The 16,522-nt window shown below is 45.5% G+C and carries 11 protein-coding genes; 6 read left to right on the top strand and 5 right to left on the bottom strand.

Features of this window, described 5'->3' with window-relative positions:
* Positions 1–595 precede the first annotated feature (595 nt).
* The 3 genes from CZ360_RS05380 (at position 596) to CZ360_RS05395 (ending at position 6,426) form a co-directional block, all read left to right on the top strand.
* Positions 596–1,159 (top strand): hypothetical protein, encoded by a 564-nt coding sequence (locus tag CZ360_RS05380; protein WP_143530158.1) that lies wholly within the window; start codon positions 596–598, stop codon positions 1,157–1,159.
* A gap of 1,280 nt (positions 1,160–2,439) precedes the next feature.
* On the top strand, positions 2,440–2,826 hold the full coding sequence (locus CZ360_RS05390; RefSeq protein ID WP_229407996.1) for a TIGR04076 family protein: 387 nt from the start codon (positions 2,440–2,442) through the stop codon (positions 2,824–2,826).
* A 276-nt stretch (positions 2,827–3,102) separates the two neighbouring features.
* Entirely contained in the window at positions 3,103–6,426 is a 3,324-nt protein-coding gene (locus CZ360_RS05395) for a PAS domain-containing protein (protein WP_077533176.1), read from the top strand.
* 63 nt (positions 6,427–6,489) lie between these two features.
* Here CZ360_RS05395 and CZ360_RS05400 read toward each other — a convergent pair whose 3' ends face one another.
* The gene (locus tag CZ360_RS05400; RefSeq protein WP_077533177.1) at positions 6,490–7,380 is read right to left on the bottom strand and encodes an alpha-hydroxy acid oxidase; all 891 of its coding nucleotides are present in this window, start codon (positions 7,378–7,380) and stop codon (positions 6,490–6,492) included.
* Between the two features lie 290 nt (positions 7,381–7,670).
* Between CZ360_RS05400 and CZ360_RS05405 the strand changes: the two genes are divergently transcribed.
* Together CZ360_RS05405 and CZ360_RS05410 are read left to right on the top strand one after the other, a co-directional pair.
* Positions 7,671–8,120 (top strand): MarR family winged helix-turn-helix transcriptional regulator, encoded by a 450-nt coding sequence (locus tag CZ360_RS05405; RefSeq protein WP_077533178.1) that lies wholly within the window; start codon positions 7,671–7,673, stop codon positions 8,118–8,120.
* Positions 8,117–9,487, top strand: coding sequence for an MATE family efflux transporter (locus tag CZ360_RS05410; RefSeq protein ID WP_077533179.1), 1,371 nt, complete (start codon positions 8,117–8,119; stop codon positions 9,485–9,487). Before CZ360_RS05405 ends, CZ360_RS05410 begins: the two co-directional genes overlap by 4 nt.
* A gap of 103 nt (positions 9,488–9,590) precedes the next feature.
* Here the strand turns inward: CZ360_RS05410 and CZ360_RS05415 are convergent, their stop codons facing one another.
* From CZ360_RS05415 to CZ360_RS05425, 3 genes are all read right to left on the bottom strand, one after another.
* Positions 9,591–10,742 (bottom strand): Gfo/Idh/MocA family protein, encoded by a 1,152-nt coding sequence (locus tag CZ360_RS05415; RefSeq protein WP_159438120.1) that lies wholly within the window; start codon positions 10,740–10,742, stop codon positions 9,591–9,593.
* A gap of 47 nt (positions 10,743–10,789) precedes the next feature.
* Entirely contained in the window at positions 10,790–11,650 is an 861-nt protein-coding gene (locus CZ360_RS05420; RefSeq protein WP_077533181.1) for a YitT family protein, read from the bottom strand.
* A 99-nt stretch (positions 11,651–11,749) separates the two neighbouring features.
* On the bottom strand, positions 11,750–12,994 hold the full coding sequence (locus tag CZ360_RS05425) for a DegT/DnrJ/EryC1/StrS family aminotransferase (protein WP_077533182.1): 1,245 nt from the start codon (positions 12,992–12,994) through the stop codon (positions 11,750–11,752).
* A 261-nt stretch (positions 12,995–13,255) separates the two neighbouring features.
* On the opposite strand from CZ360_RS05425, the gene CZ360_RS05430 reads away from it, so the two are divergent.
* Positions 13,256–14,440 carry an ROK family protein gene (locus CZ360_RS05430; protein ID WP_077533183.1) on the top strand — a complete coding sequence of 395 codons (1,185 nt, stop codon included), beginning with the start codon at positions 13,256–13,258 and terminating at the stop codon, positions 14,438–14,440.
* A 659-nt stretch (positions 14,441–15,099) separates the two neighbouring features.
* On the opposite strand, the gene CZ360_RS05440 is transcribed toward CZ360_RS05430, so the two are convergent.
* A complete protein-coding gene (locus CZ360_RS05440) occupies positions 15,100–16,353 on the bottom strand; it encodes a serine hydroxymethyltransferase (protein WP_077533185.1) in 1,254 nt (417 codons plus the stop codon).
* Positions 16,354–16,522 lie beyond the last annotated feature (169 nt).

A 16,522-nucleotide genomic window follows, 5' to 3' on the forward strand; every position in this document is an offset into this window, starting at 1 on the left:
AAGTACTATAAAGAATATGAAAGACCATTTTCCTGAATCGTTTGTCCTTTTACTGTGGTTCGATGGACTCATATTGATATTTTAACTTATTTCTATATTAAGGTTGATTATTTGTTCTTGGGATACTCCCAGCTTTTGCGGATATAGATTCCGTTCTCTTTTAGTACTTGCCGTACCGTTCCGCAGTCTAGTCCTACGATAGCGCCAACTTCTTTTGGGGTCTTCATTTCTGCATATAGTTCTATTACTCTTTTGACGAGTTCCGGCTTCGTGGATGCTTTATGTGATACTTCTACGCCATTACGCTTCAATACCGCGCTTATGGTACTTCTATGGCACTTAAAGTCTTCGGCTAGTTTATAAACTGAATCTCCTGACTGGTATCTTTTGCATACGGCTTGAATTTCTATCTCGGACAATGCTTTCTGCTTTTGACGTATGCGACATACTTCAGTCTCACCATAGACATTTTGCCGTTTTGGTGATATATTCACATTAGTTTCGAGTTTATCTTCTAGGGTGAGGGGTTCGGGACTATGAGCGCTAACCTGTGGGTCAATTTGTTGCTTGAAGCTGCTTATCTGTAAAAATGGGTTTGAATAAAGTTGCGATAGGTCCACAAGAAAAGCTTCAGTTATTAGTCGGTACAATTCTACCGGAAGTACGAAAGAAAATTGATCTTGGAATGCCAAGGATAATTGGTGACCGCGAATTTAGACCTCGTCCGCTTCGCGAAATCTTCGAAGTAGAAAAGTCTATTTATCTCACATCATTTCCAACCATAGACCCTATTACCGGTAAGAAAACCTTTATTACAAATGACGAGCGCTCAAAATCTCAGAGCGAGAATGCTAAGCCGGATTTAAGATACGATATCAAGCATGCGGAATGGTATGCCTATGACGAAAATTATGGCACTAGTGAAGAAAAACGTTTTGTAAAATGGATAGGCGGCCAAATTGGCAAGCTTAGAGAAAAATATAAAGATGCAGAAATTTACGTCATTCGCAACGAACTTGATTACTGTTTCTATAATCCAGAAGATGGCCGACGTTTCTTCCCTGATTATTTGATGATTATTAATGACTACATTAACCACGCAATGTATTATCAATGTATTATCAATGTATTATCGAACCGAAAGGCGGACATATCCTAGAGCATGACCAATGGAAAGAGGATGCTCTTTTAGATATTCATGAGAACTCAGGGGTTTCTTATTATCCTACTAGAAAAGATACGAAAGCAGATATTGAGTTCATGAAAAAAATAAAAGCTCAAGGTTACCAGGAAGTGAAGAATATCGGACTTGTATTTTTCAATTCAGACTCAGCAGAGAATCTGTTTAGATTCGCTAACGATTTCGATAGTAAGCTTTTGTAAAATAGTACAGAATAGTGTTTTTTGCGGCCAATCTTTCTTGCGATATTTTAAACGTTATCCAGTTTAAAGTTTTAGTAATATTTCTACTCTGATTTTTGGCTTGTCCGCTTCGCCTTTCAACTCGCAGTGCTCTGTTTACGTAAAACGGTTATAAGGATTCACTCTGATCTAATAAAACGGCGACTATCAAACTTTAGTACCGCGCTCCTAGATTAACGTCAAAATTAGCGCAATTTCTTATTTTCTCACGGCTTCTACTCTACACACAACCGCAGGGCAGGGCCGTGAGATTTTTATCTAAAATTGGTGCAAAGTTTCACTTTAAATATAGGCTGGAAAAAACTGGTGCATATAGATATACCGTACAGGCATGTCTGACATAATTGGTGCATACGTTTTTCGTATATCACGCAAAAGAATTAAGCTAAGAAGCAAGCCGTGCGAAGGTTTTTCTTGTATCAAGGGCGACGTCATAAGACAGGCAGGGCCTGGAGCCAATTTGCGCTCCGGGTTCTTTTCTTTATCACGGACGAGATGCCCGCGCTTTAGCCGGCGTCTTTGTTATATCCGGCAGACATGTGAACAGAGGCCGAAATTTGGATGTCTCATTTTTGAGTTCCAAATTGCGGCCTCTGTTTCTTATTTTTGTATTTCATTTATACTATGCTCATAAAAGATCGCAGGATATAAATCACATTGATGATAATTCGAATGAAAGGAACCATTCTTTTGAGGTTGGATAATAGCTTCGTCATAGCAGGTGTCGCCGGAATCAAACAGAAAGCTCTTTACTGAGCGGCAAAGCACGCCATGATTTGCTTTTAAGATTTTAACAGAATAGTCATGCTGAAGGAGCTGGTCTCCGATTTTCGTTACTGTAATTTTGGAAGTCTCTGCTTTTCTCGTCTTAAGAATCTCCGTACTTTTATTTGAACAATAAATCATGTATAATGATGGTATAGCTCGGGCGGGCTTCTTTTTGAAATACGGACAAAATGATACAGGGCATATATACAGGTATTTCCGTATCGGCTGAAAAGAGAGGCTTGGCCGAAAATGACCATAGTTGTTTTCCGGGCAGAACGAATGGAGGAATTTGATATGGAACACAAATGCAAGATTACAGTGATCCGTAAGGAATGCTATCAGGATTTACAGGAGCAGTATCTGGCTGATCCTAAATCAGGAGAATGTCCCATATTTGAGGTGGGCCAGGAGTTTATTCTGGAAAGGAACCAAGAGCGAGACGATTTTTGGCATATGCTGGACGGAAAATTCTGTTCTGAGGCATGGGACGCAATCAGCCGGTATGTGTATACTGCGTTACAGGGCGGATCGATTATGAAGGGATGGACCAACGACGAGAAAATGATGATTGCCTGCTGCAATGATGGGACACGACCGGTAATATTTAAAATTGAGCGAATCGATGCAGAGGACTAGAGTATATTCTTTAGTGCCGGAAGCTTTGGCCAGCGCTGTACGGATATTCTGTACAGCGCTGATATTTTAAAGCGGAAGAGAGAGGCTTGCCTCCTTAAATTTTGATACTATATGGTCAGGTATGCAGACTGTATCTTGTTTTTCTTTCCTACATTCTTTATAATAAGGATATCAGAACGAGACATCATTTGAACTATAGGACGATCTATACGAGATTTCCAGCTTGTATTATGGGATGACCAGAGGATTTGATTTGGGAAAAGTAGAGGATAAATAATGGAGTATCGAGGATGTCAGGAGAAAATCGACCGGGTGAAAGCGGAAGCCAGCCGGATGATGCATCTGCATTATTGTGAAAATGATGTGGAGGGTGTTATTGCGACCTTTGGCCCGGAGATTAGCTGGTTTGGGGCCGGGGAGGAGCAGTATGCGGTTGGCAGGGAACAGGTCGCCTCATTTTTCAGACAATTTAAAGGCGCTATTGCGAAATGCACTGTCACCGAGGAAGACTATGATGTAATTGAAGGAGCACAGAATCTTTTTATCTGTACGGGACGGATGTGGATTGCTACAGATCCTGCAACAGAAATGTATCTGAAGGTGCATCAACGTATGACCTTTGTATTCCGGTGGGCGGATGCAGAGCCGGAATGTATTCATCTGCACTGCTCCAACCCCTACATGGAGCTTCTGGAAAATGAGCAGTTTCCGGATGGCATTGGCAGACAATCCTATGAATACGTTCAGGAGAGTCTGAGGCAGCTTGAATCAGAAATGAAACAAAAAAACCATCAGCTAGAGATAATTATGTCGTCTGTTTCGGGTGGCTTGGCAATCTGTGAGGCTTCCGATCCTTATCGCTATCTTTATGTCAGCAATGACGCGGCGGCTTTGTTTGGATATACAGTAGAGGAGTTTTTGCAGGTGACCGGCGGCAATGGGGTTGGTGCAATTTATCCGCCGGATCGTGAGATGGTACGCAAAGGCTTTGCTGAGGATTTTCAAAATGGCAGGAAGGAATATTCACGGAAATATCGCGTCCGGTGTAAGGACGGGTCTCTTAAGTGGGTGTTGGACAGCGGCAGGAAATCTAAGGATGAAAATGGGCAGACCATCCTCAATACACTCTATCTTGACGTTACGGATGCGGAGCACGGCGCCGAGAATATGCGGCGTCAACAGGAACTGCTTAGCAGTATCTATAACACGGTACCCTGCGGTATTCTCAGGCTGTTGAAAAAGGAAGATGAGTTCGAACTGGTTTCGATTAACCCTGCAGCGGTTACCCTGCTTGGATGCGATCCGCTTACTGTGGAGCAGCGCGATTGGAGTCAGGGCATCGCTGATACGGTTTATCCTGAGGATAGTCATATTTTGCGCGACTCTTATCGGTCATTGCGGCAGGTGGGAGACCGGGTGTGGCTGGAATACCGTGTAATCTGGCCGGATGGGAGTATTCATTGGCTGAAAGGAAGCAATGCGCTTCTGCGGCTGTCGGATGAAACTCAGGTAATCCAGAGAATGTTTATTGACGTTACGGAAAGCAGGGAACTGGAAGAACAGCTGAAGCGGGAAAGAGAAATGTACCGGCTGGCAATGGAAAGCAGCTCCGATGTTATGTACGAATATACGATGGAGACTGATACGTTCATCGCTTATGAGCCGCAAATAGACGAGCATGGAAAAAGCTATGTGGAGATGAATGAATTCCCGGACTATCAAAAGCTTTTGAAAAGGGAAAAGGTGATTCATCCGGAGGATCTCCCCAAGGCTTTGCATAACATCTGCGGCGGAGGGGGAGAAGCGTTTGACTGCCGCTTTCGTACACCGCAGGTGCCGGAGGAGGATGGTTATTGGTGGTATCATGTTACCGGTAAGGTGATACGCCGGCATGGCGCTCCCTGCCAAGTTGTTGGAACCATTCGAAATATTCAAAAGGAAAAGCAGGAGCTGAGTGCCAATATCCAACAGCTTGAGATGAATCAATCTGCGATCCGTGCAGTCAACAGTGCCTATCTTGGGATTTACTATGTAGATATCCGGGGTGACTGGAGCTATGGCATCCGTCTGCCGGGGATGGCAGGAACATTATTGCGTTATGAACGTCAGGATGGGTTTTTTGAAAACACTCGGGCATATCTTAAAAACTGTGTGGCCGAACAGGATCAGGAACGGCTTTCTATATTACTGGACTCGGAAGAGCTAAACCGTTCTCTGCACAGCGTGAATGACAGCATATCGATAGAATATTGGGAAGAGCGCCAGGGAGCGGGGCGTTGGCTGCGGATGGAAATTTATCTGGCTGAACGGGATAAGGAACAGGTGGGCAGCCTGGTTCTAAGCTTTCGGAATGTAACAGAGGAACACCGTCAGGAGCTGGAGCGCAAGCAGGAAGAGGAGCTGGCAAAGCATGCGCTGCAGGAAGCCTATGAGGCGGCGAGGCGCGCGAATCTGGCAAAAAGCGACTTCCTTTCCCGTATGTCCCATGATATCAGGACACCAATGAACGCAGTAGTCGGTATGACGAGTATTGCCGAACAGAATTTATCGGATCCAGAGAAGGTCAAAAATTGCTTGGCAAAGATACGTTTGTCCAGCGATCATCTGCTTCAGCTTCTTAATGAAGTTCTAGATATGTCTAAGATTGAAAGCGGGAATACCCAGCTCAATATTGCGCCTTTTCATCTTCATCAGCTGCTGGAGGAAACGGAAGGAATTATCCTTCAGGAGACAGAAGGCAAAAATCAAAGGCTCACTGTAGAGATTGGGCAGCTGATACATGATAATGTAGAGGGAGATATGGTTCGCATAAGGCAGATCCTGCTGAATCTGCTGACAAACGCCGTGAAATATACGCCGGAGCATGGAACCATTCGGCTGATTGTCAATGAGCTGCTCAGCTCGGACAGTGGAATTGGCTGTTATCAGTTTATCGTCGAGGACAACGGGTATGGAATTTCAGAGGAGTTTATGGAAAAACTCTTTGAACCCTTTGAACGGGCAGAGGACGCCCGTACCAGTTCAGTGCAGGGTACTGGCCTGGGTCTGTCAATTGCCCAAAGCCTGGTTCGTATGATGAACGGAACGATTGAGGTGGAAAGCCGGCTGAATCAGGGCTCCCGCTTTATTACAACAATTTACCTGCGGCTTTCTAATGCTTTGCGGGAAAAGGAAAACGTTAAAAGTTTATCACAGGCGCCGCTTTCTTCAGATCGTCAATGGAGAATTTTGTTGGTAGACGATAACGACCTAAACCGGGAAATCGCACGGGAGCTTCTTGAAATGGAAGGTCTGATTGTAGAAGAGGCTGCAAATGGGCAAGCTGCTCTTGATCGATTTTATGATTCGCTCCCGGCGTACTATGACCTGATTCTGATGGATATTCAGATGCCGGTGATGAATGGCTATGAAGCCGCCAAAGCGATTCGAAAGCTGCAACGGCCGGACGCTTCCCAGATTCCTATTATTGCGCTAACCGCAAATGCATTTGCGGATGATATTTATGCTGCGCAGCAGGCGGGAATGAATATGCATCTTGCCAAACCATTGGATATCCGACAGATGATGGCGGCGCTTCGGCAATGGCTGGAAAAAGAATAGAGTAACTATCGGATAAAATAAAAATAGGAAGTGAAGCTATTAGCTTCACTTCCTATTTTCTGCTTATGGGAGCCGCAGCACGGACGGATCAAAGCTGGAAAGATTGGCAACACCGGTTCTTGCCATGATTCCTTTAAGCTGTGTAGTCATAAGCCTGATCGTCTCAGCAACACCCTCTGCACCCTGCTCCGACAGCGGCTTCATCAGCTTTCGTCCTACAGAGACAGCCGTTGCGCCTAATGACAGGGCTTTAAAAGCATCTGCTCCGTTTTCCATACAACAATCGACGAAAACAGCGAGCTTCCCATTTACGGCTTTCATAATTTCCGGCAGGATCATCAACGGGGGAACCGCATAATCGATGATACCGTTGTGATGGGAAAGGACGATTCCAGATGCTCCGATCTCCGCGCATTTTTCCGCGTCAACCCTGCTCAGCACCCCTTTCACAATAAAGGGTAAAGAGGTCATGCCCGCATAGCGCTTCAGATCGTCAAGCGTTTTAGGACGCATTGGAAATCCCAGGATGTTGTCATATTCCCCTTTTTTGTTAAACGCATGGTCAATGTCCATCCCTACAGCAAACGCTCCGCAGTCCTCCGCGTGCCGAATTTTTTCACAGATCAGGTTTTCGTCTTCATATGGCTTGATGATTTTGATTACCTTGGCACCGGTAGCGACCATGTCTTCGAGCTCTTTGGTATCACCCATCCCAGTAAAGACTATGGCATTTGCCATTGCGCCGCCCCGTGCGAATTCGACCATCCCATGTTCGGAATCCTTCCCCAAATGGGATAATGCCGCAGTAGTAATCGGCGTTGCGAATTCTTCCCCAAACAGGCGAAAGGTGGTATCCGGCAGAGTATTATCAATATGCCTCATTTCAATAAGGATAGAGTCCAGATAATTCCGGGTAATCTCGTTTGAACTGGCTGGATTTCCTGCTGTGTTCATCTCGTTCCCTCCATTTTAATCAAATCAGTTGAAAAGTATGCTGTTGTTTTGACAGAATCTGTATAGGCCTGTCTTTCATTAATTCTATTGTAACCGGGACAGAGCAATGTGTCAAATACTCTCTCCCCCACAATAGCGGCCAAATAAGTACCGTATTTTAGAGAAATCTTTGTTATCTTCACTGTTTGACAGGGAAGAAGGAAAGAGGTATAATAGTTCGCAGAAAAATAGTTTTCTGAAAAACTATTTTTCTGCGAACTATTATGGACTGGTCAGAGAGGATGTCTAATATGGCGCATACCACCGATTTGTTAATGAGTATACGAAGAATTGCCAGGCTGTATGAGGGGATGCTGAAGAAGATCAGCGGCCGGTATCAGCTCACGCCGATTGAAGCCAATATTATCAGCTTCCTTCAGAATAATCCGGGAAAAGATACTGCCGTGGACATTGTTGAGCTGCGAATGCTATCCAAGGGCGCAGTGTCGCAGGCAGTAGAAAGCCTGATCCAAAAATCCTTGCTCCAGCGCAGGCAGGATACGGTTGACCGCAGGAAAATCCATCTGTCCATTTTACCGGCGGCAAGGCCGATAACAGAGGAGATAGACGCCCTGCGCCTGGAATTCCGGGAAATTGTATTTTCCGGTTTTACAGAGGAGGAACGGGAACTGTTTTTTGCGTTGAATGACAGGATTATGGCAAATACAAAATCAGCATTGGAAAGAGGAGAATCGGTGTGAACGAGGAGAAGGACTTTTTAGGGAAAGAACCGATTGGCAGGCTGTTGCTGAGGCTGGCGCTTCCGACTGTGGCGGCGCAGGTGATCAACATGCTTTATAATATTGTGGACCGAATTTATATTGGCCATATCCCAGGGATCGGTGCAATGGCGCTGACTGGCGTCGGTGTATGTATGCCGCTGATCATGATTGTGACGGCCTTCGCCGCCTTGGTCGGGAACGGCGGAGCGCCGAGGGCTTCTATCTTTATGGGGAAGGATGATTACGAATCTGCGGAAAAAACACTTGGAAACTGCTTTACCCTGCAAATTATCATCTCTGCCGTTTTGACTGCTATCCTTCTCTTGTGGAATCGTGATTTTCTCATGGCGTTTGGCGCCAGTGAAAATACGATTGAATATGGCGTCAGCTATATGAATATCTATGCTGTTGGGACGATTTTCGTCCAGCTCACTCTGGGAATGAATGCCTTTATTACCGCACAGGGATTTGCAAAGACCGGCATGCTCTCGGTTTTAATTGGTGCGGTAGCTAATATCATCCTTGATCCGATTTTTATTTTCGGCTTTCATATGGGAGTGCGGGGCGCCGCCTTGGCAACCATTCTGTCGCAGGCAATGTCCTGCGCCTGGGTTCTGGTATTTCTGTTCGGGAAAAAGACCTTCCTGAAAATCCGCCGGCGTAACCTGGGACTAAAGGCAAGGGTAATTTTCCCCAGTGTCGCGTTAGGAGTCTCTGTCTTTATCATGCAGGCGAGTGAGAGCATCATCTCTATTTGCTTTAATTCCTCTCTGCTCCGGTACGGCGGGGATATTGCTGTCGGCGCAATGACTATTCTGACCAGCGTCATGCAGTTTGCCATGCTTCCGCTGCAGGGGCTGGGACAGGGGGCGCAGCCGATTATCAGCTATAATTATGGCGCGAAGAATTTTGACAGAGTAAAAGCGGCTTTCAAGCTGCTGCTGAAAGCCAGCCTGTTTTATTCCACTCTGCTGTGGCTTTGTGTGATGCTGTTCCCGCAGGCATTTGCAGCGATGTTTACTACAGATACACAGTTATTAGAGTTTACACAAACGGCGCTCCGTGTCTATATGGGATGCCTGCTGCTGTTCGGGATTCAAATAGCGTGTCAAATGACCTTTAATTCTCTTGGAAATGCTATGGCGTCAATTGTAGTGGCGGTGATGCGGAAATTTGTCCTTCTGATTCCATTGATCTATCTGCTGCCGCATATTTTCTCTGAGAATCAGACGATGTCGGTCTATATGGCGGAGCCGATTGCAGACTTTATCGCAGTTACCTTTACCGCAGTTTTATTTGCTTTTCAGTTTAAAAAAGCGATGAAGGCCGACCATGTTATCCGGTAGGGAATTGCCCCCGGATTCATATGAGAACGTTTTTATTGGCGCAGAGCAGATAAAAAGGTGGGTAGTTCCAGTTTGGAACTACCCACCTTTTTCGATTGTCCTTTTAGTCTGTGACCGTCACCCAGCGTTTTGTTTGGCTGCTTGCTACGATTGCATCGATCACGCTCATGATATGATGTCCGTCCTCAAAGGTCGCATAGTCTGTGTCAGTGTTGCCCGGTATCAGAATGGACTGATAAAAAGCATTAAAATTATTGAGAATCGCGTCATGGAAGCCTTCCGGATGTCCGCTCGGAAGATGAGTATACTGGTTTGCAAAATGAAAGCTGTTGGGATTTCGCATCTCAGTCTGATTGGCTTGGTCGCGGTAGCCGAGCCAAGCACGGTCGCTCTCCTGCTGAGACCAGGACCATGACAGCTTATCTGTGTTAATTTCAATATTCAGGTCGCATTTATGTCCTGCACTGACCTGAGAAATATAAAAGATGCCCTGCACGCCATTTTCCATTTTGAGCATAACACAGGCATAATCCTCGGTAGAAACGGTGAAATTTTCATATTGCTGCCCGTCGTCTGCAGAAGAGGAAAAAGTTTTTACCTGCTTAAGTGGCTTTTTTCGAGTCGGAATGACGGTCACAAGATTCGCCATCACTTCTTTGATCCGCGTACCCAGCAGGGTTTCGGCAATATCGCACCAGTGAGATCCGATATCTCCCACTGTGCGTGTTTTTCCGGCAACCTTGTTTTCCAGCCGCCAGCTATAGTCGGTATCATATAACAGCCAGTCCTGCAGGAAATGTCCGTGCACCAGCCGGGGCGTACCCAACTCGTTTTCTTGCATTCGTTTTTTGTATTCCTGGATCAACGGATACATCCGGTAATTAAAATCTACGCAGGTTTTAAGGCTGGGCTGCGCCTTGCTGATTTCCAGCAGGGCTGCGGTTTCTTCGGAAGTCATGCCCAGTGGCTTTTCACAGAGGATATGTTTTTCATTTTCCAACGCGAGTCTGTTGATCTCAAAATGCAGATTATTCGGCGTGCAGTTGTGGATTACCTGTATTTCGGGATCTGAGATGATATCGTGGTAATCATAATAAACCTTCGGAATCTGGAACGTCTTTCCCGCAAGGTCAGCGAACTCCCGGTTGGTGTCACAGATTGCGGCTACTTCGGCAAACGGGCTTCTGTTGATGGCGTCAATATGGACAGAGCCAATAAAACCAAGCCCGATAATTCCAATTTTCAGCTTTTTCAAATAATTCCCTCCTTCACAATGAGAAACTTTCTGACAAAACGTTATCCTCAGGCTTGCTCTGTAAAGGAATGAAATCCATTGCCGCACACCTCGCTCGCGTTTCCAATAATCACGAAAGCCTGCGGATCAATCTGATGGACCTCTTCCTTTAAGGCAGCTACCTGCTTGTTTTTCACAACTGTCATCAGGATGCCCTTCTCTTTTTTCTGGTACATTCCCTTTCCGGGAATATAGGTAATCCCTCGTTCTGAGCAGCTAAGCAGGCGCGCGGAAATTTCTTCGGAGCATTCGGTGATAATGTAGCAGAGCTTGGTGTTGTTCCGTCCGCCGATCACAATATCGCTTACCTTGGAGCTGACCAGGATTACGATCAGCGCGCAAAGGGTATTTTCCGGATTTTTGAGCACCACGCAGCCGATAATAACGATCAGGCCATCCAGGATGCCGAGCATTGTGCCGAGAGAGAAATGTTTGAAAAGGCGCATCAAAATCCTCGCCAAAAGCTCTGTGCCCCCGCTGGAAACAGCATATTTATAAAATAATCCGATTCCAATTCCCTGGCAGATGCCTGCGTAAAAGGAAGCCATCATCAGGTTATCCGTTAAGGAGGGAAGGAACGAAAAAATGTCAATGAAAATCCCCAGCAGCCATGTGGTTAAAAAGCATCTTGCAATAAATTTCCATCCCATCATCTTAAATGCCACGATCAGAATCGGGATGTTTATCAGGGCGCTGGTAATGCCGACTTTTACATTGGTCAGAATTGCGATCAGGGTTGCCGCTCCGGTGACCCCGCCTGTTACAATATGGTGGGGTACCAGAAACAGATCGATTGAGGCTGCGTAAAATAAACAGCCGACTACCATGAAAAAGTAACGTTTCAATACAAATTTTGTATGATATGTCATAATGTTTCCTCTGGTATTCTGATAAGCCTGAATCAAAACATTTGGTAGAAGCAGCTAAGCGGGCAATCTAAATTGCCGCTTAGCTGCTTTTCGCACGAATTACATAGCTGCGTCTACCTTGTTGATAGCATCTGCAACTTCCAGCATGTTCTGTTCTGTCATCTTAATGTTGATCGTAAAACGGAGGCTGCGGGATAGGATATCCAGCGTCTGCGGACACATATCCTTGGAATAGGTGACGTTTCCTTTATAGGCTGGGTCATTCCATGGATAATTCAGCGGTGTCGCACCCTTCTTATTCATGATGGAATCCCAGTTTGCATAGATATGGCGGTCTGGGAACCCGGCGTCATAAACAGAGCCGAGAGACAGCCCTTCCTGAACCAGCAGCTCGTTCATCTTTTTGCATTCCTCCTGGCTGTTTGCAATAAAGGTGACCGAGAAGCCGCAGTCGCCCTCAGGATCATCTACATACTGCAGGGAGTAATGAAGCGGCTTATTAAGCTTGGAAAGCAGGAGCTTTTTCAGTCCGCGGGTTTTCCCAAGAATCTGATCAAGCTTTGTGAGCTGAACCCGTAAAATTGCCGCCGCGACTTCATTGCCACGGGCGCCGCTTCTTGAAAAGGCCGCAACCTTCAGCACGCTTTCAATGGAGGTTTTCCACATTGTCATTCCGGAGTCTGACTGATAGAGTCCGCGCTGGAACGCGTCGTCGTCCCGTACAAAAAAGACGCCGCCCTCTCCGGAGGTCAGTACCTTATAATAGTTGGTGCTCCAGGCAAAGGCATGGGAATGAATTCCGCAGAAATCGCCGTGGTAGGTGGCGCCGATCGCCTGGCAGCAATCCTCGATTAGGATCAGATTGTGTTTGTCGGCAATTGCGCGAATCGCATCGAGCTTTGCCGGGACACCCTGCATATGTACTACAATGATTGCTTTCGTATAGGGTGTGATTTTTCTTTCAACGTCTGCAGGATCGAGTCCCAGAGAATTGTCGATTTCAGCGATTACCGGAACCGCTCCGACATCGCAGACAGCCGCAGCGGTTGCGATATAGGTGTAGGCTGGAACAATGACTTCATCGCCCGGCCCGAGCTCATAGGCCGACAGGCAGCAAGCCAGCGCTGCTGTTCCGGAAGCGACAAACAGGGCATGGTGCGCACCGGTTTTGTCCCGCAGCTCTTTTTCCAGATAATCGCATTGCCGTTTCTCGCCCTCGTCATAACGGAAAAGTTTTTCCGGGGTTTTCAAGAGATTGGTAACTGCATCAATCTCCTGCTGATCGATGGCGGTCCAGCCCAATCCGGCATTTGGTAATGGGGTTTTGATTGCTTTTTCGCTCATAGTGATAACCTCTTTTCTATTATTTTTTATTTACGTTCATGACAACTGTATTATATAATCTTATAATCTGAAAGTCAATATATTTTTTAAAACTTTTATAAATAAAATATATTTAAGTAAATAAGAATAGGATATGTAAAGTGAAATTTGTTGCAAAAAATAGAAGAGCATGGTATAATTTTAGTGGTATTTTAGCACTTCAGCAAAATTAATCCATCATTTCGAATCCAGATGACAAAATAGAGAGGGGGTAGCTGTGAAATGCAGATGCCTGAATATAGCGGGGCAAAAAAAGAGGTTTTAAAGAAAATTTTTGAACAGAGATCAATCACGCGGGCGGAATTGTCGTCGCTGCTTGGTTTAAGTGTTTTGACCGTATCAAAGGCTGTCACAGCGCTGATTGAGGACGGAATCATTATGGAGGGTGAAATTATGGAATCCTCCGGCGGAAGAAGGCCGACCTGCCTGTCCATCGATCCCTCTTATGCAAAAATAATTGCAATTGATATTGGTTCCCATTCCTTTAAGATCGGAGTGGTGGCGCTTGATGGGACGGTAATGGAACATAGAACGATTCTAAATACAAACATGGTCCCCCCTGCGCCGACCTTGGCGCAGGAGAAAATTGAGGCGTTAATCCAGGGGTATATTGACCAGTATTCCAAAGAAAAAATCCTGGGAATTGGGATAGGAGTCAGTGGAATCATCGACTATATCAACCAAGTGGTGGTTTTTGCACCGAATATCAGCGGGCTTGACCCGCATATCGTCGACCGCCTGAAAGAGCGTTTTGAATTACCCGTTATGTTGGATTCCAGCGCCAGGTGTATGGCTTTGGCTGAAAAAACCTTTGGCAGTTCCCAGCAGCTCTCTAATTTTATGTTTGTCTCGATTGGTTACGGGGTTGGAGCGGCGCTGGTTGTCAACTCTCAGCTTTTAATGGGAACACAAGGCTTTTCCGGCGAGCTGGGGCATTTGAAGGTTTCGGATGACGACATCCTTTGCACCTGCGGGAACAAGGGCTGTCTGGAGCTTTATATCACTATCCCGATGATCGTTCAGAAGGTTGTGGAGGAGCTGTCCTCCATGAATGTATTTTCTCTCCTTAAACAGTCGCCGGAGCAACTGAAGCAGCTGGACATCACCGATATCGTACAGGCCTACCGCAACGGGGACAAAACTGTGATTCGGGTAATACAGGACGTTGCCTCCAAGCTGGGGCTGGCGCTTTCCCTCGCGGTTAACCTGATCAACCCACAGCGAATTGTGATTGGGGGAGGTCTTTCTAAGGTTTTCCCGGAAATTGTAACAGAAGCGGAACGCTACGTCCTGCGCAATAGCCTGACGCCCTGCGTACAGGATTTGTCGATTACGCTTCCGTCCTTTGAGGATGAATCTTCAGTTGTCGGAAGTGCAACACAGTTTATTGTACAGGCTTTTCAATAACAGAAGGCGAATAGGCGCTGGAAAGATTTGAATCTTTCCAGCGCCTGTTTTTTATATTTTGCTGCTGCAAAAGACTTTTTATGGTTAATTTTAGGTGGGGAAAAAATGTTTTCGGGTTGATTTTTCATGGAAGTGTATTCAGAAAAAGCAAAGCGTATCCCATTGTTAAATGCAATCTTTTTATAACTAAGATACCAAAAGAATGGATAAATTAGAAAAATTTTATAAAATAGCTTTACAAATAAAAAAGGTTGTGATATACTATGTTCAGAAATCGGGGAAGATAAATGATTTTTTTGTGCAATATTTTTTATACCTTTCCGTTCTTAGTAAAATTATAGCTTTTCAGGTTCTAAAAGAGGTGTTTTCTATACCTTTTCTTATGAACGAAAAAGTATATGTTTTCGTTCATAAAAACAAACACAAAAAAACACCTATTTTATGACATAAATAGATGTTTTTAAGAACTATTTGTTTGTATTTTATCTGCAAGAAAACATATGCTATTTTAAAATGTTTTTCTACAACATTTTCCATGGATAAATAGGCACCTGCCTTCCAAAGAAAACAGGTGCCGGAGAAGCTGAAAGAAAAATATTCCAAAATAATAGAAGCTCTAAACCAATTATATCAAATACAGATAAAAAGTCAAGCAGAGTTTATTCATATAATGGATATTTTTCACAGAGTTCATTCACTTTTGCGCGAATTTCTTCTGCTTTATTGTCGAAATCTGTCGCGGTCAGGTAGATGCATTCTGCAATCACCTTCATATCCTCCGGTTTCATACCGCGGCTGGTGACAGCCGGGGTGCCAATCCGCACACCGCTGGTGACGAACGGACTTTCCGGATCGTTTGGAATCGCATTTTTGTTGGCAGTGATATACACTTCGTCCAGACGGTTCTGAAGCTCTTTTCCGGTAATGTGGAATTTGCGCAGGTCAACCAGCATTAGATGGTTGTCCGTTCCGCCGGAAACAAGATCAAAACCATATCCCATCAGAGCTTCGGCAAGCGCATTGGCATTGTCCACAACAGTCTGTGCATATTCTTTAAAGGAAGGCTTTAAGGCCTCGCCCAGGCAAACTGCCTTGGCCGCGATGACGTGCATCAGCGGGCCGCCCTGAGTACCGGGGAAAATCGCCTTGTCAATAGCCTTTGCATATTCTTCCTTACAGAGGATCAAACCGCCGCGCGGCCCGCGCAGGGTTTTGTGTGTAGTAGTCGTTACGATGTCCGCGTATGGAACAGGGCTTGGGTGGACGCCTGCGGCAACCAATCCGGCGATATGCGCCATATCTACCATGAAGTAAGCGCCGGCGCTTTCAGCAATTTCAGAGAGGCGTTTGAAATCAATCACACGGGGATAGGCGGAAGCGCCTGCAACAATCATTTTTGGCTTGTGCTGTTTTGCCAGTTCTTCAACCATGTCATAATCCAGCATACCGGTTTCCTCATTTAACCCATAGGAAACGAAGTTAAAGTATTTTCCTGACATATTTACCGGGGAACCATGGGTTAAGTGGCCGCCGTGCGCAAGGCTCATTCCCAGCACTGTGTCGCCCGGCTGGAGCAATGCAAAGTAGACAGCCATATTTGCCTGTGCGCCCGAATGAGCCTGCACATTGGCATGCTCTGCCCCAAACAGCTTCTTGGCGCGTTCAATCGCGAGATTTTCCGCAACGTCCACGCATTCACAGCCGCCATAGTACCGTTTTCCCGGATAGCCCTCTGCATATTTGTTTGTCAGTACCGATCCCATAGCCGCCATAACAGCAGGGGAAACGATATTTTCACTTGCGATCAGTTCAATGTTTCTGCGCTGGCGTTTTAATTCAGCGCCCATTGCCTCACCGACCTCTTTGTCATATTGTTCTACCAGTCCGATGGTATCCATCATATCCTGAAACATTTTCGACACGCCTCCAATCAATTCTATAAATTTCATTATACACAATCAGAAAAAGAAATTCAACGCTTTAGCCGGAGAAAATGTCTGAAAAAGAAAAATCAGGGAAAAACTATTGTAGGAAGCGGAAAAAACGATTATAATAAAAAGGTATATGAAAGAAGGAAATTGG

Source organism: Massiliimalia massiliensis (assembly GCF_900155615.1).
In the GTDB taxonomy this organism is placed as follows: domain Bacteria; phylum Bacillota; class Clostridia; order Oscillospirales; family Ruminococcaceae; genus Massiliimalia; species Massiliimalia massiliensis.